We start from the raw sequence: 21,797 nt of genomic DNA, 5'->3' as shown, positions 1-21,797 counted from the left end.
AATAAGACGCGGCCCCCCCCCGCCCCGGTGGGGGCCCCGCCCCGGGCCGGGGCGCCCACCCCCTCTGCCCTGGCCCCCGCGCCGCGACCACGAGCACCCCGGAAAAGCGAAGGGGGCCGTCTCGGGCCCCCTGGCGCGTCCTCTCCGGACACACCGCGAAAAAAATCCAGGCGGGCCCGTCCCGTGGGACATGACCCGCCTGGTCTTCTGGTGGAGCTATGGGGATTTGAACCCCAGACCCCCTCGATGCGAACGAGGTGCGCTACCGGACTGCGCCATAGCCCCGAAGACGTTTCAAACGATATCAGGGATCCCGGGGTGGTCCGAACCGCACGTTCCACCCCGGCCCCGGTCAGTCCCCGGCCGCACGGAGGCGCGCGTCCGCGTACTGGTCGTACACCTGGCTGCGCCTCTCCTGGAGGGCGATCACCTTGGCCTCGCGCTCGGCGTCGACCCGCTGCTCCTCCTCGGCCCGGCGGGCGCGCAGAACGGCCCTGCGCCGGGCCCGCTCGGCCGCCTCGCGCTGCTCGGAGTCGGCTTTGGCCGCCTCCCGGAGGAGGACCAGGTGCCCGGTGAGCAGGAGCGCCGGCGGCGCGATCACCCACCACGGCCCCAGTCCGAAGGAGACCGCGACGACCGTGGCGACGTTCACCAGGGTCAGTACGCTGGTGCGGCGGCGCCTCCGGGCGATCACCCGCCCCCGCGGTTCGCGGGCGGCGCGGTACCTCTCCCGGGCCAGTTCGATCTCCTCCGCGCCCCGCACACCGGGGTCGGACTCCAGCTCGTCGCGGTGGATGACCCGGGTCTCGGTGAGGTCGGGGTCCTCCTCGCCCTCGGCGTCGCCCTCGAAGCCGTCCTCGGGCTCCTCGTCCTCGCGGCGCTGGTCCTCGTGGACGGTCTCCACGGAGTCCTTGCGCAGCAACATCGGCACGAGGACTATGAGCCACACCACCACGATGGCCAGGTACAGGGGAGAGCTGCTCATCACCCCTCCTCCCGATGACGGCCACTGGACGTTGATCGACACCTCGCCGACACCGGGCCCCGTGGTATTCCCGGTACTCCCGGGGGTAGAGACGCCTCCCGCCGGGTCATCGTTCCTGACCCGCCTCGGGTCCGGGACGATTCACGGGAGCCATATCCACACGTTGGCCGCATCGTCAATGCGTCTATGTTCCGCACGGTACGACCCCGTGTCCATAAATGCGCCACATTCCACCCGGAGTGTCGCAAGATTGTGGACCCCTAGTTTCGGCCGTCTTGCCTCCAGAGGTAAAAACGCAGGTCAATCGCTGACTGCGGAGAGCAGTCCTAATTCAACGCAAAGTAATGAGTCAATGTCGCTAAAGCGAGGTTTAGACGTCGAACGCATCCGCGATCGTGCCACGTTCAGTTCGTCCCGGGGTGCGGACTCGCCGGGTCACGCGGATCTCCGCCACCGTTCGGGCCCTGTGGCCCCAAAGCGGAACCGGGGTCGGAACCAGGCCCCGCCGACGAACCGTCGCGCCAACGGCGCAGCATTCCCTGGGGAACCTCCTCCGAGGTGATCGCGTAGCAGATGTGGTCGCGCCAGGCACCGTCGATGTGCAACTGGCGTCTGCGTACGCCCTCGTCCCGGAACCCCAGTTTGGCGACGACCCGGCGGCTCGCACGGTTCTCGGGTCGGATGTTCGCCTCGATCCGGTGGAGACCGACGCGGAAGAAGGAGTGGTCGACCGCGAGAGCGACCGCCGTCGGCGTGACGCCCCGGCCCGCGTAGGCGCTGTCGATCCAGTAGCCGACCTGGGCCGACCTGGCCGAGCCCCACACGATGGCACCCACCGTGATCTGCCCGACGAACCGCCCCTCGTAGGTCACCGACCAGGGCATGGACAGCCCCTGTCTGGCCTCCCTGCGGATGGACTGGAGCATCGCCACATAGGGCGCCAGCCCGGTGGTACGCAGCGGCATCTCAGGATACGTCGGCTCCCACGGGCGCAGCCACTCCTCGTTGCGCGAGCGGGTGTCACGCAGCGCGGCGGCGTCGCGGAGCCTCAGCGGTCTGAGTGCCACCGGCCCTTCCTCCAGCGTGACGGGCCACCCTTGTCTGCGATTCACGACCGTCCCTTCGATCCCCTCGGCGCCACCGCCAGGGGACACGTCCCCGAGGGAGGGAGCGCCGGACACCCCGTGTCGGTGACGGGTTCCAGTATTCCACTCCGCCCGGGTGACGTGGCGGGCGTCACTCCAGCAACACGAGAATCGGCTGATTCCTAACTCCCACGCTTACGTACCGAAAACCGATCCATGGTCAAGGAATTATCGAGGGACGGAATGCCCGGGATGTGATTCCGGTCATTTTTCGGTGTCATTCGGGACTAATGTGATCCCCGCCACGCACCTGGTCCAGGGCATGACCGAGCACCGGCTCCAGCACGTCCATCCCGTCGCCCGCGCCACCCCGGGAACCGGGCAGGTTGACCACGAGCATCCGGTGTCCGCCCCGCTCCGCGACGCCGGCGAGCCCGCGCGACAGGATCGCCGTGGGCACGCCCTTGTCGCGGCCCGCCGCGCGCAGCGCCTCTGCTATCCCGGGGATCTCGTACGACAGCAGCGGCCTGGTCGCCTCGGGTGTGAGGTCCTGCGGGGTGAGACCCGTGCCCCCGGTCGTGATGACCGCGTCGGCCCCCTCGTCCAGGGCCCGGCTGATCGCCTCCGCCACCGGGGCGCCGTCCGGAACCACCCACGGGCCGACGACCGTACAGCCGAGGGCGCGCAGCCGGTCGGCGACGACCGGCCCGGAACGGTCCGGGTAGACCCCCGCCGCCGCCCGGTTGGACGCGGTCACCACCGCGACGCGGTGGGTCCGGCCCCCGGCCTCACTCACCGCGGCCACCGCGCCTCCAGTGGCCCTTCCTGCCGCCGGTCTTCTCCTCGACCCGCACCCCGGTGACCTCGGCTTCGGGGTCGATCGCCTTGACCATGTCGACCAGGCCGAGGGCCGCGGTCATGACGCAGGTGAGCGCCTCCATCTCCACACCCGTGCGGTCGGCCGTGCGCACCGTGGCGGTGATCTCGACGCCCTCGTCCACGACGGTGAGGTCCACGTCCACGCCGTGGACGGCGATGGGGTGGCAGAGGGGTACCAGGTCCGGTGTGCGCTTGGCTCCCTGGATACCCGCGATCCGGGCGACCGCCAGGGCGTCGCCCTTGGGCACGGAACCCCCGCGCAGGGCGGCGACGGCCTCCGCGCCGAGCATGACCCGGCCGGTGGCGGTGGCCGTGCGCGTGGTCACCCGCTTCTCCGAGACGTCCACCATGCGCGCCGCGCCGGCGGCGTCCAGGTGGGTGAAGCCGGAGGGATGGTCTGCCCTCTCCGCCCGTGGGGTGTCGCTCATCGGTCCGCCAGCTTCTGCGCTCGTACGTAGAACACGGCCGGGACGGCCGCGTCCGGGTGCGCCGGAGCCCACCAACCACGACCGTACGGCACCCCGGTGACGGTCCGCCCACCGATCCGCGAAGTCCCGGCCCGCCGAGGGCCCCGCCCCTCAGGCGGGTTCGGGAAGACGCACCACGTCGACGGCGCTGCCCGCGGCCAGCTCCGTGGTCTCCTCGGGCACGACGATCAGCGCGTTCGCCCCGGCCAGCGCAGACAGCTGGTGGGAGCCCTGGCGCAGAGCCGGTGACACCGCGGGCGCGGTCCCGCGCCCGTGCGGCGGCTCCTCCAAGACTCCGCGCAGGTAGGAGCGGCGGCCTCGCGGCGAGGTGACCGGCGCGGTGAGCACCGCGCGCGTGCCCGGCAGGGGCCGGGGGTCGAGACCTCGCAGGCGGCGCAGCACCGGGAGGACGAAGATCTGGAACGAGACGAAGGCGCTCACGGGGTTGCCGGGAAGGGTGATGATCGGGGTCCGGTCCGGACCGATCGTGCCGAAGCCCTGGGGCTTGCCCGGCTGCATCGCCACCTGGGTGAACTCCACGGTGCCCTCCCGTGTGAGCACCTCCTTGACGACGTCGTACGCGCCCATGCTCACCCCGCCGGTGGTGACCACGACGTCGGCCCGGACGAGCAGGCCCTCCAGGGTGTCGAGCACCGTCTGTGGGTCGTCCCCGACGGACCCGTGCCGGTGGACGTCACATCCGGCGTCGCGGGCGGCCGCGGCGATCATGAAGCTGTTGGACTCCCAGATCTGGCCCGGTCCGAGCGGGCGTCCGGGCTCGACCAGTTCCTCACCGGTGGAGAGGACGACCACGCGGGGACGGGGGTAGACGGTCACCGAGCGGCGCCCGACGGCAGCCAGCACGCCCATCTCCCCGGCTCCGATCCGCACGCCCGGCCGGAGCACGACCGCGCCCTCGACCACGTCGCCGCCGGCCGGGCGGACGGCGTTGCCGACGCGGACCGGGCGGTCGACGGCCACCGTGGCCACGCCGCCGTCGGTCCACTCGACGGGCACGACCGCGTCGGCCCCGGAAGGCATGGGCGCACCGGTCATGATGCGCGCGCACAGGCCCGGACGGACCGCCGTCGGGGAGGGGTCTCCGGCCGGGATGTCGCCGACCACGGGCAGGCGGACCGGGGCGTCGGCGGTCGCCGTGTCCAGATCGGCGGCGCACACGGCGTACCCGTCCATGGCCGAGTTGTCGAAGCCCGGCAGCGACACCGGCGAGGCGACGGTCTCGGCGAGTACGGAGCCGTGGGCCCGGAGCAGGTCCAGTTCGGTGGGCTGCGGGTCGGCGATGAGGGCCAGGACGTCGGCGACGTGCTGTTCGACGCTCTTCACGGGGGTTCCTCCGTTGTCGCGGTTCCTGGGGCGGAGCGTCTCCCCTCCCTCAGGAGGTGAGGCGCGTCCCATTGTCGCCACGTCCGGCACCGTGCGCGCCGCTCCCCCGCGCGACCGGGTCAGGAGCGCTCGGCGTCGTGGCGGTCGACGAAGTCGCGCAGCCACGGCAGGAGCTCGTCCGCGAGGTCGGGACGGCGGCAGGCGAAGTCCACCACCGTGCGGATGTAGTCGGCCTTGTTGCCCGTGTCGTAGCGGCGTCCGCGGAACAGGACGCCGTACACGGTCCCGCCGTCCTCGGGCTTGCGCCGGGCGAGTTCGCGCAGCGCGTCGGTCAGCTGGATCTCCCCTCCGCGTCCGGGCGGGGTCTCCTGCAGGACGGGGAAGACCGCCGGGTCGCAGACGTAGCGGCCGATGATCGCCCAACGGCTCGGGGCCTGCTCCGGCGCGGGCTTCTCGACCAGGTCGGTGACGGTGACGACATCCTCCTCGTCGGTGGGCTCGATGCCCGCGCACCCGTACAGGGAGACCTGCTCGGGCTCCACCTCCATGAGGGCGACGACGCTGCCCCCGCGCTGCTCCCTGACCTCGATCATGCGGCGCAGGAGGTCGGCGGACTCGATGAGGTCGTCGCCGAGCAGCACCGCGAACGGGTTCGCGCCCACGTGCGCCTCCGCGCACAGCACCGCGTGGCCGAGCCCCCGGGGCTCCCCCTGGCGGACGTAGTGGACCTGGGCGAGGTCGCTGGACTCGCGCACCGAACGCAGCCGCGCGTCCTCGCCCTTGGCCTCCAGCGCCTCCTCCAACTCGTAGGCCCGGTCGAAGTGGTCCTCGATGGAACGCTTGCTGCGTCCCGTGATCATCAGGACGTCCTTGAGCTCGGCGGCGACCGCCTCCTCCACGACGTACTGGATCGCGGGCTTGTCCACGATCGGCAGCATCTCCTTGGGCGTTGCCTTGGTCGCGGGCAGGAACCGCGTCCCCAGGCCGGCCGCGGGGACGACCGCCTTGGTGACGGGCGCGGATACCGGGGGTCGCTTGTGGTCGGATGCGTCGTTCATGTCGGCACTTTAGGACAGACTCCGACCGTCCCGGAGCCCCGACGCCCTGCCGGGTGTCAAGAAGTTCCCGCTCTTTCGGGAGAACGAGCGCAAAACGCCATCCCGAGTTCACCACCTGCGGCAGGACCCGCCGAGCCCGTCGGGCCGCCGCGTCGGTGACGGCCCCTCGCGGCTCCGGTCGGCCCGGTGCCACACTGGGCGCATGAACGGGACCGGTGGTGACGGGGAACCGTCGGAGAAGGACCGGCTGCGCGAGGGCTTCCTCGCGCGGCGGAGGGCGCGCGGCGCCGAGGAGCGCGCGCGGATCGGCTCAGCGGTCAGGGACACCCTGATGGGCCTCCCGTGGCTCGCCATGGGCGGAACCGTCGCGTGCTACTACTCCGTCGGCGGGGAACCCGACACCCGCAAGCTGGTGACGGCCCTGTGGAAGCGCGGCACGTACGTGCTGCTGCCCGTGTTCCTGCCCGGCGGCGAACTGGACTGGGCTGCCTTCGACGGGCCCGACAGCCTGGCCCCCGCCGGACACGGCCTCATGGAGCCCACAGGCCACCGCTACGGTCCCGGGGCGCCGGCCCGGGCGGACGCGGTGGTCTGCCCCGCCCTCGCCGTGGACGGGAAGGGGAACCGTCTGGGCCGCGGCGCGGGCTGCTACGACCGCGCGCTCGCGTACAAGGGGCCGCACAGTCCCGCGATCGCCCTGGTGCACGACGACGAGTTCGTGGATTCCCTGCCCGCCGAGCCGCACGACCGGCCGGTGGACGCCGTCCTCACGCCCGGTGGCGGGCTGCGCGTGCTCGGATCCGGGGTGTGGCCGGGAGGGCGCGGCCCCGCGTGACCCCGGCGCCCCGCACGGGCGCCGCCGGGGCGCCCGGCTCGGGACACCGGTTCTCCGGCACCGGGTCCGGCGTGTCGGGGCGGCGAGGGCGCGGACGGTACGGGCCCGTGGCCCCGGGGATTAACCGGACCGGACGGAGCGTTGTCGGTGGCGGTCGCGCCCCCGCGCCGTCACCGATCCGGCACCGGTCCCGCCGCCGTGCGCGTTCCGCGCCGGGTGCTGTCGCGGCCCCGGTCGGCGAGCGCGTACTATTTAGCAGTCAACGGGCGAGAGTGCCAGCAAGGAGGACCCGGAACAGTGCCTACGTACCAGTACGCGTGTACCGAGTGCGATGCCCAGATGGAGGTCGTGCAGAGCTTCAGCGATGACGCGCTGACCGTCTGCCCCGAGTGCGAGGGACGCCTGCGCAAGGTGTACTCCGCCGTCGGCATCGTCTTCAAGGGCTCGGGCTTCTACCGCACCGACAGCGGCAAGACCTCCAACAGCTCCGTCCTGACCGGGGCCAACGCCGGCTCCGGCGAAGGCAAGGACTCCGGCTCCTCCGAGTCCGGCGGCACCGCCTCCTCCGGTACGGACGCCAAGAGCTCCTCCACCGACTCCGGCTCCGGCTCCGGCTCCGGCTCCGGCTCCAAGGCGAGCAGCGGAACCGGCTCCGGTACCAGCACGGCCAGCAGCACCGCCGCCGCGGCCGGCTGAGCCGCGGGGCCGTTGACCGACGCAGCGCCGCCGAGTCCTCGGCGGCGCTCGGCACGTCCGGCCTGTGGACAACGGCCGATCGGCCCCGCCGCGGCCTAGCGTTGGACCATGACCAACGCACCACCCCCCTACCGGCACCGCAGGGCGCTCACCCGCCTGTTGGACCGGTACCGGCGCGCCGTCGCCGCCCTCCTCGCCGCCGCCGCGCTCCTCAGCGCCGTGCTGGCGGTACGCCCGCCCCCGGCGCCCACCGAACAGGTCCTCGTCGCCGCCCGCGACCTCGACGCCACGGCACCGCTCACCGCGCGCGACCTCACCCCCCGGCCCCTGCCCGCCGGCTCCGTCCCCGACGGCGCGCTGGAGTCCGGCACGGAGACGGCCGGACTGTCCCTCACGTCCCCGGTGCGCCGGGGCGAGGTGATCACCGACGCCCGCCTGGCCGACCCTCCCGCCCGCCCGTACGGACCCGGCCTGGTCGCCGTCCCCGTGCGGGTCTCGGACCCCGGGGCGGTCGGCCTCCTCTCACCCGGCAGCCGGGTGGACGTCCTCGCCGCGGGGAGCCCCGACGAGTTCGCCCCGGCTCGGGCGGGACCGGCCGTGGAGGTGGTCAGCGACCGTCCGGTCCTCGCCCTGCCCTCCGAGTCCGACCGGGGCGGCGAGGGCGGCGCGCTCATCCTCATCGCCGCCACGCCCGCGGAGGCCCGGAGCCTGGCGGGGCACTCCACCGCGTCGCGCCTGTCCATCACCATTCGCGGTTGACCGCCGACCTGTGGTGGTGAAAGCTGGCGGGCGCCGGTGCGCGCCCCCCGGACGCCCGGCGACCCCAACCACATCGAGTACGTAGGGCTGTTCCATGGAAGGCTTCAAGAAGTTCCTGTTCCAGGGAAACCTGGTGCAGCTGGCTGTCGCGGTCGTGATCGGCACGGTCTTCGCCAACCTCATCACCGCGTTCACCGAGGGGTTCATCACCCCGCTGATCGGGATCTTCGGCGGCATCCCCACGTTCGCCGACCTCTACTTCGAGATCAACGGCAGCCGCTTCATGTACGGCACGTTCGTCGACGCCCTGGTCTCGTTCCTGATCACCGCCGCGGTCCTGTACTTCCTCGTGGTCCTGCCGCTCGGCAAGCTCATGCAGAGGTTCGTCAAGGCCGAGGAGGCCACGACACGGCCCTGCCCCTACTGCTGCTCCGAGATCGACAAGAAGGCCATCCGGTGCTCCCACTGCACGAGTGAGGTCGCCGCGGAGACCGTCTGACCCCTACGCCGAGGGTTCCGCCCCTGCGCCACGGGTGCTCCCGAACGGCCGGGGGCCCGCCGGACACACGTCGGGGGCGGCCCGCACGGACCGCCCCCGGAACCAACTCAGCCGCCGTACTCCCAGTGCCAGGGCTCGAAGGGGCTGGACTTGGCCCAGGCGGGGTGGGTCCACCCGAAGTCCGCCCCGTTGGTCTCCATCCAGTTCCACCTTTCGGACCTGAAGTTCTGGATGCCGCAGCCGAGGTCGAGCGCCTGGCCCAGTCCGTGGTTACTCGTACCGGGTACAGCGGCGAACCCCGGAGCGACCTCGCCGTAGACACGGTTCTGGTTGGGCAGGTCGCGGTAGGCGCTGGTGATGCAGATGTTCTCGCCGTACTCGTCCACGTACCTCATGTTGAGTTCGAGGAAGGCGACGGCGGCGTCGGCGCGCAACTGCTTGTCGTCGTACAGGTCGCAGAGGGAGTTGCCCGGCAGCAGGCCGTTCGGCTGGCCGTCCGCGTTCGACGCGGCGGAGGCGTCACAGTCGGCTGCGGCCATGTAGGCCTCCGGGTCGATACCGCGCTCCTCCAGCTCCGCGGTGAGCTCGTTCGAGCTCTCCTCGGACTGCTCGCGCAGATTCTCGACCTCAGCGGCCAGCTCGACCTGTTCCAACTGCGTGGTGGTCTGGAGCTCCTGCGCCTGGCTCGCCAGATCGACCTGTTCCTCGCGCAGGTCGGTGGCCTCCTGGATCATCGCCTGGTTGTCCTCGGAGATCTTCGCCGCGTAGGACTGCGTCTGGAGGTCGTCGTCGAGCGTGCCCGACGTGAGCGTGGTGAGCATGCCACCGTCCGGCTGCTGGTAGAGGGCGCTGGCCAGGGCGGCCAGGGGCTCGCGCATCTCGCCGAGTTCGAGCTCGGTCTGCTGGAGCTCGTGGAGCGTCGAGACCAGCTCTTCCTGGGCGGCCTCCAGCTCCTCCTGTCGCTCGACGTAACGTTCAGTGCCCTCCTCCAGCTCCTGAGAGGCCGTCTCGGCCCGCTCACGGAACTCCTCCAGTCCAGCCTCGGCCGGGGCGAGCCCGCCGGAGTGGACGGGGACGACGAGCAGCGCGGTGACGAGCACGAGCGACAGTGCCTGGGCACACCGGGCGCGGTGGAACGTCGCGAATGCGGTCAGCGCTCCGCTGTTACCCGGTACGCGGGACCTGCGCCGCGCCGAATCAGAAATCAACGGCACGAATGATCCTCCGGCTGCTTTTCCTCGAACACCTACCCGTGACCGCAAGGAACGTACTACATGTCCACATGCGGACACACGGAACCGTTGCGCCGGAGGAGGCCGACCCGGTGCGGACCCGCGCCCGTCCCGCCGCCGTCTTCCCCGGCCTTCGGTGAAGTACCTGGTCATCACTGTGCGAGCCTCGCTCCGACCCGCCCTTCAGGGCGATCGGCGCGCATATCCGGCCATAACGCAACACGCGCCATGAACAACGTCACACCGCACCAGGACAACCAATCGTAGGTCAGCGTACTCCGCCATGCACGCAGAGTCCCCCAGTCACACCCCCGAAACGGCAACCGACACCCCATTCACCTCTATCCTGGGTTAGGCTTGGCCCGGCGGCGGGGCAACGCATACCTCCGTCAGACCCATGGCTCCATAGCTCAGGGGATAGAGCACCGCTCTCCTAAAGCGGGTGTCGCAGGTTCGAATCCTGCTGGGGCCGCCCCTGTGACCTGGGGTTTCTCTGATCAGAGAGACCCCAGGCCGATGGCCTGGTCTCAGTTCTCGGGTTGTCCCCATAACGCCTCTCCGATCCTCTCCACCGCTCCGCAGAACACGTTCGTCACTGGCGTGGATGTAGCGGGCGGTCCGTGACATCTGCGAGTGAGCCAGGATCTGTCGGATCGTGTCGGGGTCCACTCCCAGCACGGATGGAGTCAGGAACTGATGCGTGTTTCTCTGCTCGACCGCTCACGGACGCGCAGTGGCGAGTCCGACGCGGAGACGATCGCGACGACCGTCGAGAGAGCCGTACGTGCGGAGGAACTCGGCTTTCACCGGTTCTGGACCGCCGAGCACCACGCGGTCCCAGGCATCGCAAGCGCGGCTCCCACCGTGCTGCTCGCGGCGATCGGTGCCCGCACACGCAGCATCCGGCTGGGCACGGGCGGGATCATGGTCCCCAACCACAATCCGCTGGTGATCGCCGAGCAGGCGCTACTCCTGGAGGCGCTCTTCCCCGGCAGGGTCGACCTGGGGCTGGGTGGTTCGCTCGGCTTCACCGCTCCGATCCGACGGGCGCTCGGGCGAACCGTCCTGCACGAGGGCGAGTACCCGGCTGACGTGGAGAAGATCCGCCGGTATCTGAGTGGACGGGCCGAGATCACTGTCAGGCCCGGCGTCGAGCCTCCGCCCGTGTTCCTGCTCGCCGTCCAGGGCGGGCTGACCCTCGCCGCCGAACTGGGGCTTCCGGTGGTGATCGGAGGTCCGGTCCTTCGTGATGCGAGCAGAATCGCCGCGTACTTCCACGACTTCCGGCCGAGCCCGACCGCACCCGCTCCCTACCTGATGGTGAACGTGGACATCGCCGTCGCCGAGACCGAGGAGCGCGCCCGCGACCTGCTGCTGCCCGAAGCCTGGGCCTTCGCGGACTCGCGGGAGGTCGGGGAGTTCCGCGCGCTCCGCCCCGTCGAGGAGGTACGTCGACTGCTCGGCGAAACGAGCCGGGAGAGGAAGCTCAGGGCGGTGGACGACTGGATGGACTCCGCGATCGCCGGCGCCCCTGAGCAGGTGGCGGACTCACTCACCGGCCTCCTCAAGCGAACCGGTGGCTCCGAGGTTCTCGCGAACGTCAGCACCTACGACCGCGACGAGGTCAGGAGGACCGACGAGTTCCTCGCTTCGCTCCAGACCCCGTAAGAAGCCGCGTGTCCATTGGGGTGGGGCGGTCCGGTGTCCGGGAGGTCACCCCTGGGCGGCCCGGAGCTCACCTATCGCGTGGCCATCACCGGGGCCCACCGCCTAGGTTCTGACCATGCGCACCGTGTTCGTTTTTCCGGCGTCCGACCGAGTCGCGACCGTTGCCGCCCTCGACCGCCACCTGTCCCGGCACGGCGACGCGTGGAGCCTGGACGGCGCGCTCTACGTCGACGTGGACGACGAGCGGACCGGTCTGCTCTTCTCCGACTGGGATCCCGACGACGTCGCGGTCCTCGAAACGGATCTCGGGCACCGTCCCGAATGGGCGGTCCAGGCAGACATCTCCGGACGTGTCGACGGGACGGCGGAGATCCGCCGCCTGGTCGAGCTGCTGCTCGAACATGGGGGCCGGGCGGTCGACGACTACTCCGCCCACCCGTGGACCCTGGAGGAGATCGAGTCCGGAGCGGTGGTCGGCGGTCTGCGCTTCTTCGACTTTCGGGCCGTTCGCCAGCCAGGTCGCGGAAGCGCAACCCCCTGAACCGGCCGTCGGTCGACCACGGGTGCGGTCGGAGGAAGGGTGCGGGTGCCCCGGTCCCGTCCGTCCGTCCGTCGGAGACGACGCCGCCGCCGTGCCCCGCCGCGACGGCGCCCTTGGCACGTGTCCGTCCGGTGTTCCACCGGGACGCCCGTCGGAGAACGTCGGGAGCCGCCACCGTGTCGGCATGACATTGCGCCCCCACCGACCGATGATGGATCGAACGGAGCAAACGGAACAGCAGGTCGGGGGGCATTCGGATGACACACGCGGACCACGCCGACGACGAGCGGCCGGACGACGACGAGCAATCCGAACCCGACACCCGGCAGCGGGGCGGTTCCGCCTCGGCGATCGCCAACGCGCTCCACCGCACGCCCCACCCGGGCCCGCAGCACTGGGGCGGCCCCCGGCCCCGCAAGGCGACCCCGGACCCCTTCTTCTCCACCGGCCCCACACCGCCGCCCAGGCTCCGCCGCTCCTGACCCGGCACGGCCCCCGGGCCCGCTCGCGCGTCCCGACGGCACCGTCCGTCCGGCCTCAGCCCTGCCGGGCGGCCGACCGCACCGGTTGCCCGCCCGCCCCGATCCGGGACGGCGCCCTCACAGGAGCGGGCGCCACGGTGCGAGGACGACCTCGCTGAACTTGGCCGCGAACGGCCGCCCCCGCCACTCCTCGGCCGTCAGCTCCCGGCAGTTGGTGAGGTCCTTGGCGAAGATCTTCTCCAGGTGCGCGGCCACGTCCTCGTCGAAGATCTCCGCGTTGATCTCGTAGTTCCCGGTCATGCTCAACCGGTCCACGTTGGCCGTGCCGACCGTCGACCAGCGGCCGTCCACCGTCGCCGTCTTGGCGTGCACCATGGCGTCCTGGTACAGCCACAGCCGCACCCCGCCGCTCAACAGCGCCGAGTACTGTCCGCGTGCCAACCAGTCGGCGATGACCTGGTTGGAGTTCTCCGGGACGAGGATGTTGACGTCCACGCCCCTCTCGGCCGCGCTGATCAGCGCCCTCTGGAACTCGCGGTCGGGGATGAAGTAGGCCTGGGTGAACAGCACCCGGTCCTTGGCCCTGTCGATGGCCTCCAAAAACATGGCCCGGATGGGGTAGATGAGCTGCTCCGGCACATTGCGGTGCACCCGGAAGCGCGCGTCCCACACGGCCTCGCCCAGCCCCGCCAACTCCGGGTGCCTCGGCAGGCGGTTCATGTTCCAAAAGTCCACGAAGGCGTTCTCCAGCTCCCACACCGTCGGGCCGCAGACCCTGAGGTGGGTGTCGCGCCACTCGGTGGCGTACAGCAACCCCACGTTGTAGCCGCCGACGAACCCCACCTCACCGTCCACGGCGAGGATCTTGCGGTGGTCGCGGCCGGACTTGCGGACGTTCAGCAGGAGCACGCCCGGCCGGAACGCCGGGTAGCGCAGCACCTTCACGCTGTCCGGGAACCGGAAGAACGACCGCGGGACCACCAGGTTCGCGAAACCGTCGTAGATGACGTACACCTCGACGCCCCGGTGGGCCGCCTCGATGAGCGCCTGCTTGAACTCGTGGCCCACGCGGTCGTCCTTGACGATGTAGGACTCGAACAGGACCCGGTGGCGGGCGCCCCGGATCGCCCGGAGCATGTCCTCGAACACGTCCTCGCCGTAGGTGTACACGGTGACCGTGGTACCGCCGACCGGTATCTCCGCGGGTGCGGTCCGGGGGAAGTTCGCGCGGTGCGGCCGCACCTTCCTGCGCCAGTGGTTGATGCCCATGAGGGTCGCGGCGACCGCGACCTGGGTGGTCACCAGTCCCACGAGCCCCCACTTGGCCAGGGATCTGAGCGTGGAACGTCTGGAGCGTCGCAAAGTCGCCTCCCGAGCAGGACGGCCACCGCGCCGGTGGCCCGGTCTCGGAGGCCGCCACATCCGGTGGAAGGTGGACGTCAACCGTAACCCGGTACCAGGCATGACACTTCGCACGGTCGCCCCGTGTTCGCTGTCACATCCGTGTCACCCCTGTTCACGCAGGCGGAGCGCCACCAGCTCCGTGGTGGGGCTCTCCTTGCGACCGCGGACCAGGCGCCGTTCCAGCGGGTAGAGGGCGGCGCCCGCCAGCCAGCCGGTCGGCGCGGTCACGGTGGCCGCGCGCAGGACACCGCCCCATGCCTTGCGCCACGGCAGCGGGGCGTCGACCTGGGCGTTCATCAGCATGAGCATGGGGACGCGGCGGACGATGTCGAACCCCGCCTTGCCGGCGGTTCCCGAGATCCACTCCAGGGTGCGGTTGACCTGGTGCTCACCGCGCTGTTCGGGGCGCCGGAGGCAGTTCTCGGAGAGGACGAGCAGGCCGCCCGGTCGCAGCACCCGGGCGAACTCCCGGACCGCGGCGGTGTAGCGCTCGTCGTCGGTGATGTGGAAGAGCATGTCCATGCAGGACACCGCGTCGAAGGAGTCGTCCTCGAAGGCGTCCAGCTCCGAGGCGTCCTGACGGGCGAACCGGTGCTCGGGGAACCTCTCGCGGAGGCGTTCCACAGCCGCTTCGGTCATGTCCGAGCCGGTGATCCGGGACGCTCCGAGCTCGTCCCACAGGCGCACGTAGAACCCGGTGCCGCTACCGACGTCGAGGACGTCGGCGGCGCGGGGTTGCAGACCACCGACCTCACGCAGGAACACCTCCTCGCGCACCCGGTACATCCACGTGTTGAAGGGCCGTCCGAGCGCCCTGTACCCGACGCCGCTCTCGGTCCAGTCGCCTTCGAGCCGGCGTTCCCAGAAGTCGCGGAGTTCACTGTGAGTAGCCATGCCACCACTGTCACACCGGTCGTCGGGCTTGTCCCGTCGCAGCGCCGCAGACGCGCCGGAACCGGCGCGGACGCCCGGTCACCCGGCTTCCCGGGGCGGGTCCGGTCGGGGCGCCCGGTGGGCGGTGACGGTCTCGACGAGGCCCAGGGCGGTCCGGTGGTGGGCGTCCACCGTGAAGCCCGCCTCGGCGGCGACCGCCCTCGGGAGCCGCCGAGGGTACTCCTTGCGTGCCTCCCGGAGGCGGAGGGGCCACCGCGTGTACTCCACGTGGTCGACCAGCAGCAGGAGGCCGCCCGGCCGGAGCACCCGGTACATCTCGTCCAGGGCCCGGCGCTGGTCGGGGATCGTGCACAGGGCGAGCGCGCACACGACGGTGTCGAACGCCCCGTCCGCGAAGGCGAGCTCCTGGGCGTCGCCCTCCCGGAGCACGGCGTCCAGGCCCAGAGCGGAGGCGCGGGCCCGCGCGTGCGCCAGCATGGCGGGGCTCAGGTCGACGCCGGTGACCTCCACGCCGTCCGGGTAGTGGGCCAGGTTCTGGCCCGTCCCCACCGCGATCTCCAGAACCCTGCCCCTGGCCCGGCCGCACAGCCTCGCGCGGGTGCTCCCGAACACGAGGTCCTGGGCGCGCGCCCCCCGTTCGTACCGCTGCGACATCCGGTTCCAGTCACCGCGTACCCGTTCGGTCCGCTCGTCCATGGTGTCCTCCCTGATCCTTGACCCGGACCACCAGTCTGGGAGTTGATGTCCACATGAAGTCAAGCGCGTCGGAGCTGTCCATCGGAGAACTGGCCGGAGAGTTCGGTCTGGCCACCCACGTCCTGCGGCACTGGGAGTCGGAGGGGGTGCTGGAGCCGTCCCACCGCTCAGGCGGCCGGCGCCGCTACTCGCCCGCCCAGCGCGTCCAGGTGGCGCTGGTGCTGCAGGCCCAGGAGGCGGGTCTGAGCCTCGCGCAGATCCGCGGGGTCGTCACCGCCCCCGACGGGGGGTCGCGCCGCGCCAGGCTGGCCGAGCACCTGGCCCTGCTGGACGAGCGCCTGGAGCGGTTGCGGGCCGCCCGCGAGATGGTGGCGCACGTCGTGTCCTGCGACGCCGAGGATGTCCTGGAGTGCCCGCGCATGCGGGGGATCCTGGAGTCGACGTCGTCGTGCTCCGCCCTCCACGCCAGGGGCCGCGCGGCCCCTGGCGGGCGCCGGGACCTCCCCCGGCCTTCGAGGCGCGTCTGACCGGAGCCGGTGCCCCGGGCGAGTACCGCACCGCCTCCCAGTGGTGTGTCGTCTCCGCCTGCTAGAACAGGGTCCGCACCCCCGAGAGAGCAGCCAGGAGCAGCCGATGCCGAACACCTCCCACATCACCGAGTACGCCGGTCTACCCGTGGTCGAGTTCCCCCCGGCGGCGGTAGAGCCCGTGCGCTTCTCCCTGCCGGCACCCGAGGAGTCGGCCGCGGCCGTCGCCGCCCCGGAGTCGGTGGCCTGGCGGCTCCGGATCGAGCAGTTCGAGGTGCCGGAGGACTTCCCCGCGTACTTCGCCCGTTTCCTGGCCGAGGTGGACACGACCAGGGTGCGGGCGCTCATCATCGGCGTGTGGGGCGGGCTCGACTACGAGGTGTCGTCGACCGTGCCCCGGGATCTGCTGATTCGGCACGCCTCGGCCTTTTCCTCGCTGCGGTCGCTGTTCTTCGGCGAGATCGTGTATGAGGAGAACGAGATCTCCTGGATCCACCAGTGCGACCTCTCCCCCCTGGCCGAGGCCTTCCCCTCGCTGGAGGAGCTCACCGTGCGCGGCACGGGGGACCCCCACATGGGCGACGGCAGGCTCGACCTCCACCTCCCCGAGCACACGGGTCTGCGCACCCTCACCATCCAGAGCGGCGGGCTGCCCGGCCGGGTCTCCCGGGGGGTCGCCTCCTCCGGCCTGCCCGCGCTGGAGAACCTTGAGCTGTGGCTCGGGGTGGAGGCGTACCGGGGCGACACCACGCCGCAGGACCTGGTCCCGGTCCTCTCGGGCAAGGCCTTCCCCGAGCTGCGCTACCTGGGCCTGCGCAACACCGAGGGGGTCGACGACTGGATCCCCGTCCTGGCGGAGGCGCCCGCGGTAGCCGCCCTGGACGTCCTCGACCTGTCCCTGGGCGACCTCACTGATCGGGGCGGTGAGGCCCTGGTCGAGGCCGCCCCGGCCTTCCGGCATCTCCGCAGGCTCGACCTGCACCACCACTACCTGTCCGAGGAGGTGCGGGAGCGCGTCCGCTCCGCGCTGCCCGGCGTGGAGGTCGACCTGTCCGACCACCGGACACCGAGTTCCCACGGCGGGGCGGACCACTACTACACGGCGGTCGCCGAGTGACCGGGCCCGTTCGCGACGGTGTCGCACCCGGCTGTTAGACATGGGGGCGTCCCGATCCCCCAGGCAGGAGACCCCGTTGCCGAACCACAGCCACCTGACGGAGTTCGCGGGACTACCGGTGGTCGAGTTCCCCGCGTTGGACACGGTGGACCACGAGTACCAGCGCATGGTCCACCGGGGGGAGCCCGTCCCCGACCCCTACCCCCCGCACGCCGCCCTGGCCGCCGGGTCGGCCGCGCCCGGCTCGGTGGCCTGGAGGCTGCGGACGGAGGAGCCGGTCCGCTACTCACGCCCGGGCTGGTCCTCCCGCCTGGAGGACACCGCGGCCTACGTCACGAGGTTCGCCGAGGAGGTGGACCTGTCGGCGGTCACCGCCCTGATCGTCGGGAACATGGCGGGCGACGTCGAGGCGGTGCCCTCCGACGAGGTCCGCGACCGGCTGCTCGGGATCGCGCCGAGGCTGACCGGCCTGCGCTCGCTGTTCTTCGCCGAGGTCGTCCAGGAGGAGAACGAGATCTCCTGGATCGAGCACGGCGACCTCGCCCCCCTCCTCGCCGCGTTCCCGGACCTGGTCGGGTTCACGGTCCGCGGCGGCAGCGCCGGCCCGGGTCTGCGGATCGCGGAGCACCGCGCCCTGCGGAGCCTCACCGTGCAGAGCGGAGCCCTCCGGCCCGAGGTCGTGCGGGACGTGGGCGCGTCCTCGCTCCCCAACCTGGAACGCCTGGAACTGTGGCTGGGCGCGAAGGAGTACGGCGGCGAGAGCACTCCCGAGGACCTCGCGCCCGTGCTCTCCGGCACGGCCTTCCCCGGGCTGCGCCACCTGGGCCTGCGCAACACCGAGGACCTGGACGGCTGGGTCCCCGCCCTGGCCGGGGCACCCCTGGTCGCCGCGCTGGACACGCTCGACCTCTCCCTGGGCACCCTCACGGACGAGGGTGCCCGGGTGCTCCTCGACGCACCGGTCTTCCGCGGCCTGGGGCGGCTGGACCTGCACCACCACTACCTCTCCGAGGAGATGGCGGAACGCGTCCGCGCGGAGTTCACCGCGTCAGGGGTGGAGGTCGACGTGTCCGCGCCCCAGGAGGCCGAGGTCGACGAGTACGACGGCGAGACGCACGTCCACCGCTACACGGCGGTCTCCGAGTGATCCGCGAGCGGCCACTGGTCGTGGTGGGGGTGCCCGGCAACCGCCGCCTGGACCTGTTCCTCGCGGCGGCCCGGTCCGCCGGCCTGCCCGCGCCCGCGGTCCTGCCGTGGCGGGACCTGGCCGCCGGTCCGGTCGCCGTCCCCGACGGCGCCCTGGTCCGGGTGGACTCCCCCGGCGGCGACGTGGAGACCGAGCGCCTGCTGCGCGGCTGGGACCGCGACCCCGACCTGTACCGCGCCGAGGGCACGGCCGACCAGCACGCCGGTTTCCGTGCCTCCCTGGACCGCCTCGCGGCGGCGGTGTCCGCCGCCCCGGGCGCGCGTCTGCTCCAGGAGCCGCAGGACCTGGTGGACATGTGCGACAAGCGGCGCTGCCACGCCCGGCTGGCGGAGGCCGGGGTCCCGGTGGCGCCCGTGCTGCCCGGCCCGGTCACGGGCTACGCACAGCTACGGGCGGCGATGGCCGACCACGGCCGGCCCCGGGTGTTCGTCAAGCCCGCCCACGGTTCCTCCGCCTCCGGGGTGGTGGCACTGGCCGCCGCGCCCGGCGGGCGGATCCGGGCGGTGACCACCGCCGACCTCGTCCGGGACGGGGACGGTTCCGTCCGGCTCTACAACCGCCTGCGCCCGCGCACCTACACCCGCGAGGACGACGTCGCCGCGGTCGTGGACGCCCTCGCCCCCGACGGGCTGCACGTCGAGCGGTGGGTGCCCAAGGCCGGTTTCGGCGGGCGGGTCGTCGACCTGCGGGTGGTGGTGGTCGCGGGGCGGGCCACCCACGTCGTGGCGCGCACGTCGCCGGGCCCCATGACCAACCTGCACCTGGGCAACGCCCGCGGCGACCTCGACGCGCTGCGGGCCTCGGTCGGCCCGCAGGCCTGGGCGGAGGCGGTGGCCACGGCCGAGGCCGCCGCCGCGTGCTTCCCCCGCACCCTGCACGCCGGGGTGGACCTGATGCCCTCCCCCGGTTGGCGCAAGTTCACGGTCTGCGAGGTCAACGCCTTCGGCGACCTCGTCCCCGGTGTGCTGCACGAGGGCCGCGACACCTACGCCGAGCAGCTGCACGCCCTGGTCTCGGGCCGGTTCCCGGTCGGCGGGCATCCGGCGGCGCCGTCCGGCGCCGCTCCTTTCGAAGCCGTCCCCTCGCCCTGAAGAAAGACAATGAGCACCGAACCCGACATGAACGCCGTGGTGGGCACGCACGACATCCTGCTGCTCACCCTGGACACCCTGCGCTTCGACGTGGCCGACGGACTCGCCCGGTCGGGCCGCACGCCCCACCTCGCCCGGCTGCTGCCGGAGGGGGGATGGGAGCGCAGGCACGCCCCCGGGAGCTTCACGTACGCCTCCCACCTGGCGATGCTCGCCGGGTTCCTGCCCACCCCGGCGGCCCCCGGGCCGCACCCGCGCCTGTTCGCCGCCGCCTTCCCGGGGAGCGTGTCCACCGCGCCGCGCACCTGGACCTTCGACACCGCCGACCTGGCGTCCGGCCTGGCCGGGGCGGGGTACCACACGGCCTGTGTGGGGGGCACCGGGTTCTTCAACCGGCGGTCGGCGGTGGGGTCGGTGATCCCGGGCATGTTCGCCGAGAGCCACTGGGAGGAGTCGTTCGGGGTGGCCGACCCCCGTTCCTTCGAGAACCAGGTGGCGCGGGCCGCGCGGATCGCCGGGGAGCGCCCGGCCGGCCAACCCCTCTTCCTCCTCCTCAACGTGTCCGCCCTGCACCAGCCCAACTGGTTCCACCTGCCCGGTGCCTCCCGTGAGGACGGCGACACCCTGGAGAGCCACGCGGCGGCCCTGGAGTACGTCGACCGGCACCTGCCGCCCCTGCTCGCCGCGATGTCCGCCCGCCGCCCGTGCTTCGCGATCGTGTGCTCCGACCACGGCACCGCCTACGGCGAGGACGGCCACACCGGCCACCGGATCGGACACGAGACCGTGTGGACGGTCCCCTACACCCACGCGTTCCTGCCCCGGGGGCACACCGCGCCCGTCCGACCGGAGGCACCCGCCCACGCCGAGGAGGCGACCCCGTGACCGTCACCCCCGTCCCGCGCCCGGAACCCGTGCGCGAGGACTCCCCCTACCGGTCGTACGTGTACGCCTATCCGCACAAGAGCGCCTACCGGCCCTTCGGGGACCGCCCCCTGCTGGCCGACCTGTGGCGGGGCGAGGAGGTGGGCGCGCTGTCCCTGTACGCGCACATCCCGTTCTGCGAGATGCGCTGCGGGTTCTGCAACCTGTTCACACGGTCCACGCCTCCGGCGGAGCAGGTCACCGCGTACCTGGACGCGATGGAGCGCCAGGCCGGGGAGGTGGCCGCGGCGCTGCCCGGGGGCGCCCGGTTCGCGCGGGCCGCCCTGGGCGGCGGCACACCCACCTACCTGACCGCCGACGAGCTGGTCCGGGTCTACGACCTGACCGAACGCGCGTTCGGGGTGGACCTGGCGCGGATGCCGGTGTCGGTGGAGACCTCCCCCGCCACGGCCACCCCCGACCGGCTGGACGTGCTCGAAGCACGCGGCCTCACCCGGATCAGCATGGGGGTGCAGAGCTTCCTGGACTCCGAGGCGCACGCGGCGGGCCGTCCGCAAAAGCGCGCCGAGGTGGACCGGGCGCTGACGGCCATCCGCGAGCACACCTCCGCCGGGCTCAACGTCGACCTCATCTACGGGATCGACCGGCAGGACGCCCGTACCTGGGCGTACTCCCTGGACACGGCGCTGGAACGGTCCCCCGAGGAGGTCTACCTGTACCCCCTGTACGTGCGACCGCTCACGGGCCTGGGCCGCCGCGCCCGGGAGTGGGACGACCACCGGCTCGGCCTGTACCGGCAGGGCCGCGACCACCTGCTGGAGCACGGCTACGAGCAGGTGTCCATGCGCATGTTCCGGCGCGCGGACGCCCCCTCCTCCGGGACGGAGGGTCCGGACCACTGCTGCCAGACCGACGGCATGGTGGGGCTGGGGTGCGGGGCGCGGTCGTACACGGCGTCCGCCCACTACTCGTTCGACTATGCCGTGGGGGTGGGCCACGTGCGGTCGATCATCGCCGACTACGTGGGCCGGGGGGCCGGGGGTTTCGCGCACGCCGAGGTGGGGTTCCGGCTGGACGGTGACGAACGGCGCCGCCGCCACCTGGTCCAGTCGCTGCTGCTGGCCGAGGGCATGGACGCCGCCGCCTACACGGAGCGGTTCGGCGGCCACCCCGTGTCGGACTTCCCCGAACTGTTCGCCGCGCTCGACGCCCGCGGCTGGCTGGAACCGGACGGCGCCCCGGACACGGTCCGGCTGACCCCCGAGGGCCTCGCGCACTCGGACGCCGTCGGGCCGATGGCCTTCTCCTCCGGGGTGTCGGCGCTGATGGCCGAGTACGAGGCCAGGTGAGCGCCGTGGACCCCGCCGCACCGGCCGCGGGCCCGGCGAGGGGGCCCCGGGCACGGGTGGTCCCGCTCCCCTGGCCGGGGATCAACGGGGCTCCGGC

The 21,797-nt window shown here is 72.1% G+C and carries 23 protein-coding genes and 2 tRNA genes; 14 read left to right on the top strand and 11 right to left on the bottom strand.

All coding sequences use genetic code 11. The features are described from left to right. Positions 1-208: 208 nt before the first annotated feature. The 7 genes from ACFWTE_RS20560 to galU form a co-directional block, all read right to left on the bottom strand. Positions 209-285 (bottom strand) — tRNA-Ala (locus ACFWTE_RS20560). 67 nt (positions 286-352) lie between these two features. After that, positions 353-985, bottom strand: a complete 633-nt coding sequence (locus tag ACFWTE_RS20555; RefSeq protein WP_378781223.1) for a hypothetical protein — start codon at positions 983-985, stop codon at positions 353-355. Positions 986-1,389: 404 nt separating this feature from the next. Next, complete coding sequence (locus tag ACFWTE_RS20550) at positions 1,390-2,097, bottom strand: GNAT family N-acetyltransferase (protein ID WP_378781222.1); 708 nt, start codon at positions 2,095-2,097, stop codon at positions 1,390-1,392. 250 nt (positions 2,098-2,347) lie between these two features. Then, positions 2,348-2,866, bottom strand: a complete 519-nt coding sequence (locus ACFWTE_RS20545; RefSeq protein ID WP_378781228.1) for a molybdenum cofactor biosynthesis protein B — start codon at positions 2,864-2,866, stop codon at positions 2,348-2,350. Next, positions 2,859-3,377: a cyclic pyranopterin monophosphate synthase MoaC gene (gene moaC / locus ACFWTE_RS20540; protein ID WP_378781220.1), complete on the bottom strand. Its 519-nt coding sequence runs from the start codon at positions 3,375-3,377 to the stop codon at positions 2,859-2,861. The genes ACFWTE_RS20545 and moaC overlap by 8 nt, the downstream gene beginning before the upstream one ends. Before the next feature lie 150 nt (positions 3,378-3,527). Then, on the bottom strand, positions 3,528-4,760 hold the full coding sequence (glp, locus tag ACFWTE_RS20535; protein WP_378781219.1) for a gephyrin-like molybdotransferase Glp: 1,233 nt from the start codon (positions 4,758-4,760) through the stop codon (positions 3,528-3,530). Between the two features lie 119 nt (positions 4,761-4,879). After that, complete coding sequence (gene galU, locus ACFWTE_RS20530; RefSeq protein ID WP_378781217.1) at positions 4,880-5,818, bottom strand: UTP--glucose-1-phosphate uridylyltransferase GalU; 939 nt, start codon at positions 5,816-5,818, stop codon at positions 4,880-4,882. Between the two features lie 202 nt (positions 5,819-6,020). Between galU and ACFWTE_RS20525 the strand changes: the two genes are divergently transcribed. The 4 genes from ACFWTE_RS20525 (at position 6,021) to ACFWTE_RS20510 (ending at position 8,607) form a co-directional block, all read left to right on the top strand. Then, positions 6,021-6,653: a 5-formyltetrahydrofolate cyclo-ligase gene (locus ACFWTE_RS20525; RefSeq protein ID WP_378781216.1), complete on the top strand. Its 633-nt coding sequence runs from the start codon at positions 6,021-6,023 to the stop codon at positions 6,651-6,653. 297 nt (positions 6,654-6,950) lie between these two features. Next, positions 6,951-7,349, top strand: coding sequence for an FmdB family zinc ribbon protein (locus tag ACFWTE_RS20520; RefSeq protein ID WP_378781215.1), 399 nt, complete (start codon positions 6,951-6,953; stop codon positions 7,347-7,349). Positions 7,350-7,457: 108 nt separating this feature from the next. Continuing rightward, positions 7,458-8,108 (top strand): Flp pilus assembly protein CpaB, encoded by a 651-nt coding sequence (gene cpaB / locus ACFWTE_RS20515; RefSeq protein ID WP_378781213.1) that lies wholly within the window; start codon positions 7,458-7,460, stop codon positions 8,106-8,108. A gap of 94 nt (positions 8,109-8,202) precedes the next feature. After that, a complete protein-coding gene (locus ACFWTE_RS20510) occupies positions 8,203-8,607 on the top strand; it encodes an MscL family protein (RefSeq protein ID WP_378781212.1) in 405 nt (134 codons plus the stop codon). A gap of 107 nt (positions 8,608-8,714) precedes the next feature. On the opposite strand, the gene ACFWTE_RS20505 is transcribed toward ACFWTE_RS20510, so the two are convergent. Next, positions 8,715-9,821: a D-alanyl-D-alanine carboxypeptidase family protein gene (locus tag ACFWTE_RS20505; RefSeq protein WP_378781211.1), complete on the bottom strand. Its 1,107-nt coding sequence runs from the start codon at positions 9,819-9,821 to the stop codon at positions 8,715-8,717. Positions 9,822-10,238: 417 nt separating this feature from the next. On the opposite strand from ACFWTE_RS20505, the gene ACFWTE_RS20500 reads away from it, so the two are divergent. The 4 genes from ACFWTE_RS20500 (at position 10,239) to ACFWTE_RS20485 (ending at position 12,530) form a co-directional block, all read left to right on the top strand. Then, positions 10,239-10,311 (top strand) — tRNA-Arg (locus tag ACFWTE_RS20500). Positions 10,312-10,535: 224 nt separating this feature from the next. Then, entirely contained in the window at positions 10,536-11,507 is a 972-nt protein-coding gene (locus ACFWTE_RS20495; protein ID WP_378781209.1) for an MsnO8 family LLM class oxidoreductase, read from the top strand. 115 nt (positions 11,508-11,622) lie between these two features. Next, complete coding sequence (locus ACFWTE_RS20490; RefSeq protein ID WP_378781208.1) at positions 11,623-12,048, top strand: hypothetical protein; 426 nt, start codon at positions 11,623-11,625, stop codon at positions 12,046-12,048. A gap of 257 nt (positions 12,049-12,305) precedes the next feature. After that, positions 12,306-12,530, top strand: coding sequence for a calcium-binding protein (locus ACFWTE_RS20485; protein WP_378781207.1), 225 nt, complete (start codon positions 12,306-12,308; stop codon positions 12,528-12,530). Positions 12,531-12,647: 117 nt separating this feature from the next. Here the strand turns inward: ACFWTE_RS20485 and ACFWTE_RS20480 are convergent, their stop codons facing one another. The 3 genes from ACFWTE_RS20480 to ACFWTE_RS20470 all read right to left on the bottom strand — a co-directional run bounded on the left by ACFWTE_RS20480 (position 12,648) and on the right by ACFWTE_RS20470 (position 15,524). Next, positions 12,648-13,892 (bottom strand): phosphatidylserine/phosphatidylglycerophosphate/cardiolipin synthase family protein, encoded by a 1,245-nt coding sequence (locus tag ACFWTE_RS20480; protein ID WP_378781206.1) that lies wholly within the window; start codon positions 13,890-13,892, stop codon positions 12,648-12,650. Between the two features lie 144 nt (positions 13,893-14,036). Continuing rightward, complete coding sequence (locus ACFWTE_RS20475) at positions 14,037-14,828, bottom strand: class I SAM-dependent methyltransferase (RefSeq protein ID WP_378781205.1); 792 nt, start codon at positions 14,826-14,828, stop codon at positions 14,037-14,039. Between the two features lie 78 nt (positions 14,829-14,906). Further along, positions 14,907-15,524 carry a class I SAM-dependent methyltransferase gene (locus tag ACFWTE_RS20470; protein ID WP_378781204.1) on the bottom strand — a complete coding sequence of 206 codons (618 nt, stop codon included), beginning with the start codon at positions 15,522-15,524 and terminating at the stop codon, positions 14,907-14,909. A gap of 53 nt (positions 15,525-15,577) precedes the next feature. Here ACFWTE_RS20470 and ACFWTE_RS20465 point away from each other — a divergent pair, with 53 nt between their 5' ends. The 6 genes from ACFWTE_RS20465 to ACFWTE_RS20440 all read left to right on the top strand — a co-directional run bounded on the left by ACFWTE_RS20465 (position 15,578) and on the right by ACFWTE_RS20440 (position 21,700). After that, positions 15,578-16,051 carry a MerR family transcriptional regulator gene (locus ACFWTE_RS20465; protein WP_378781203.1) on the top strand — a complete coding sequence of 158 codons (474 nt, stop codon included), beginning with the start codon at positions 15,578-15,580 and terminating at the stop codon, positions 16,049-16,051. Positions 16,052-16,157: 106 nt separating this feature from the next. Further along, on the top strand, positions 16,158-17,168 hold the full coding sequence (locus ACFWTE_RS20460; RefSeq protein WP_378781201.1) for an STM4015 family protein: 1,011 nt from the start codon (positions 16,158-16,160) through the stop codon (positions 17,166-17,168). A gap of 76 nt (positions 17,169-17,244) precedes the next feature. Further along, positions 17,245-18,315, top strand: a complete 1,071-nt coding sequence (locus tag ACFWTE_RS20455) for an STM4015 family protein (protein ID WP_378781198.1) — start codon at positions 17,245-17,247, stop codon at positions 18,313-18,315. Then, on the top strand, positions 18,312-19,466 hold the full coding sequence (locus ACFWTE_RS20450; RefSeq protein WP_378781197.1) for an STM4014 family protein: 1,155 nt from the start codon (positions 18,312-18,314) through the stop codon (positions 19,464-19,466). Before ACFWTE_RS20455 ends, ACFWTE_RS20450 begins: the two co-directional genes overlap by 4 nt. A 9-nt stretch (positions 19,467-19,475) precedes the next feature. Then, on the top strand, positions 19,476-20,351 hold the full coding sequence (locus ACFWTE_RS20445) for an STM4013/SEN3800 family hydrolase (RefSeq protein WP_378781196.1): 876 nt from the start codon (positions 19,476-19,478) through the stop codon (positions 20,349-20,351). Beyond that, the gene (locus ACFWTE_RS20440; RefSeq protein ID WP_378781195.1) at positions 20,348-21,700 is read left to right on the top strand and encodes an STM4012 family radical SAM protein; all 1,353 of its coding nucleotides are present in this window, start codon (positions 20,348-20,350) and stop codon (positions 21,698-21,700) included. Before ACFWTE_RS20445 ends, ACFWTE_RS20440 begins: the two co-directional genes overlap by 4 nt. The last annotated feature ends 97 nt before the right edge of the window (positions 21,701-21,797 follow it).

Source organism: Nocardiopsis sp. NPDC058631, assembly GCF_042716955.1.
Classification (GTDB): Bacteria; Actinomycetota; Actinomycetes; order Streptosporangiales; family Streptosporangiaceae; genus Nocardiopsis.
This window is presented reverse-complemented; position numbering and strand designations above follow the sequence as displayed.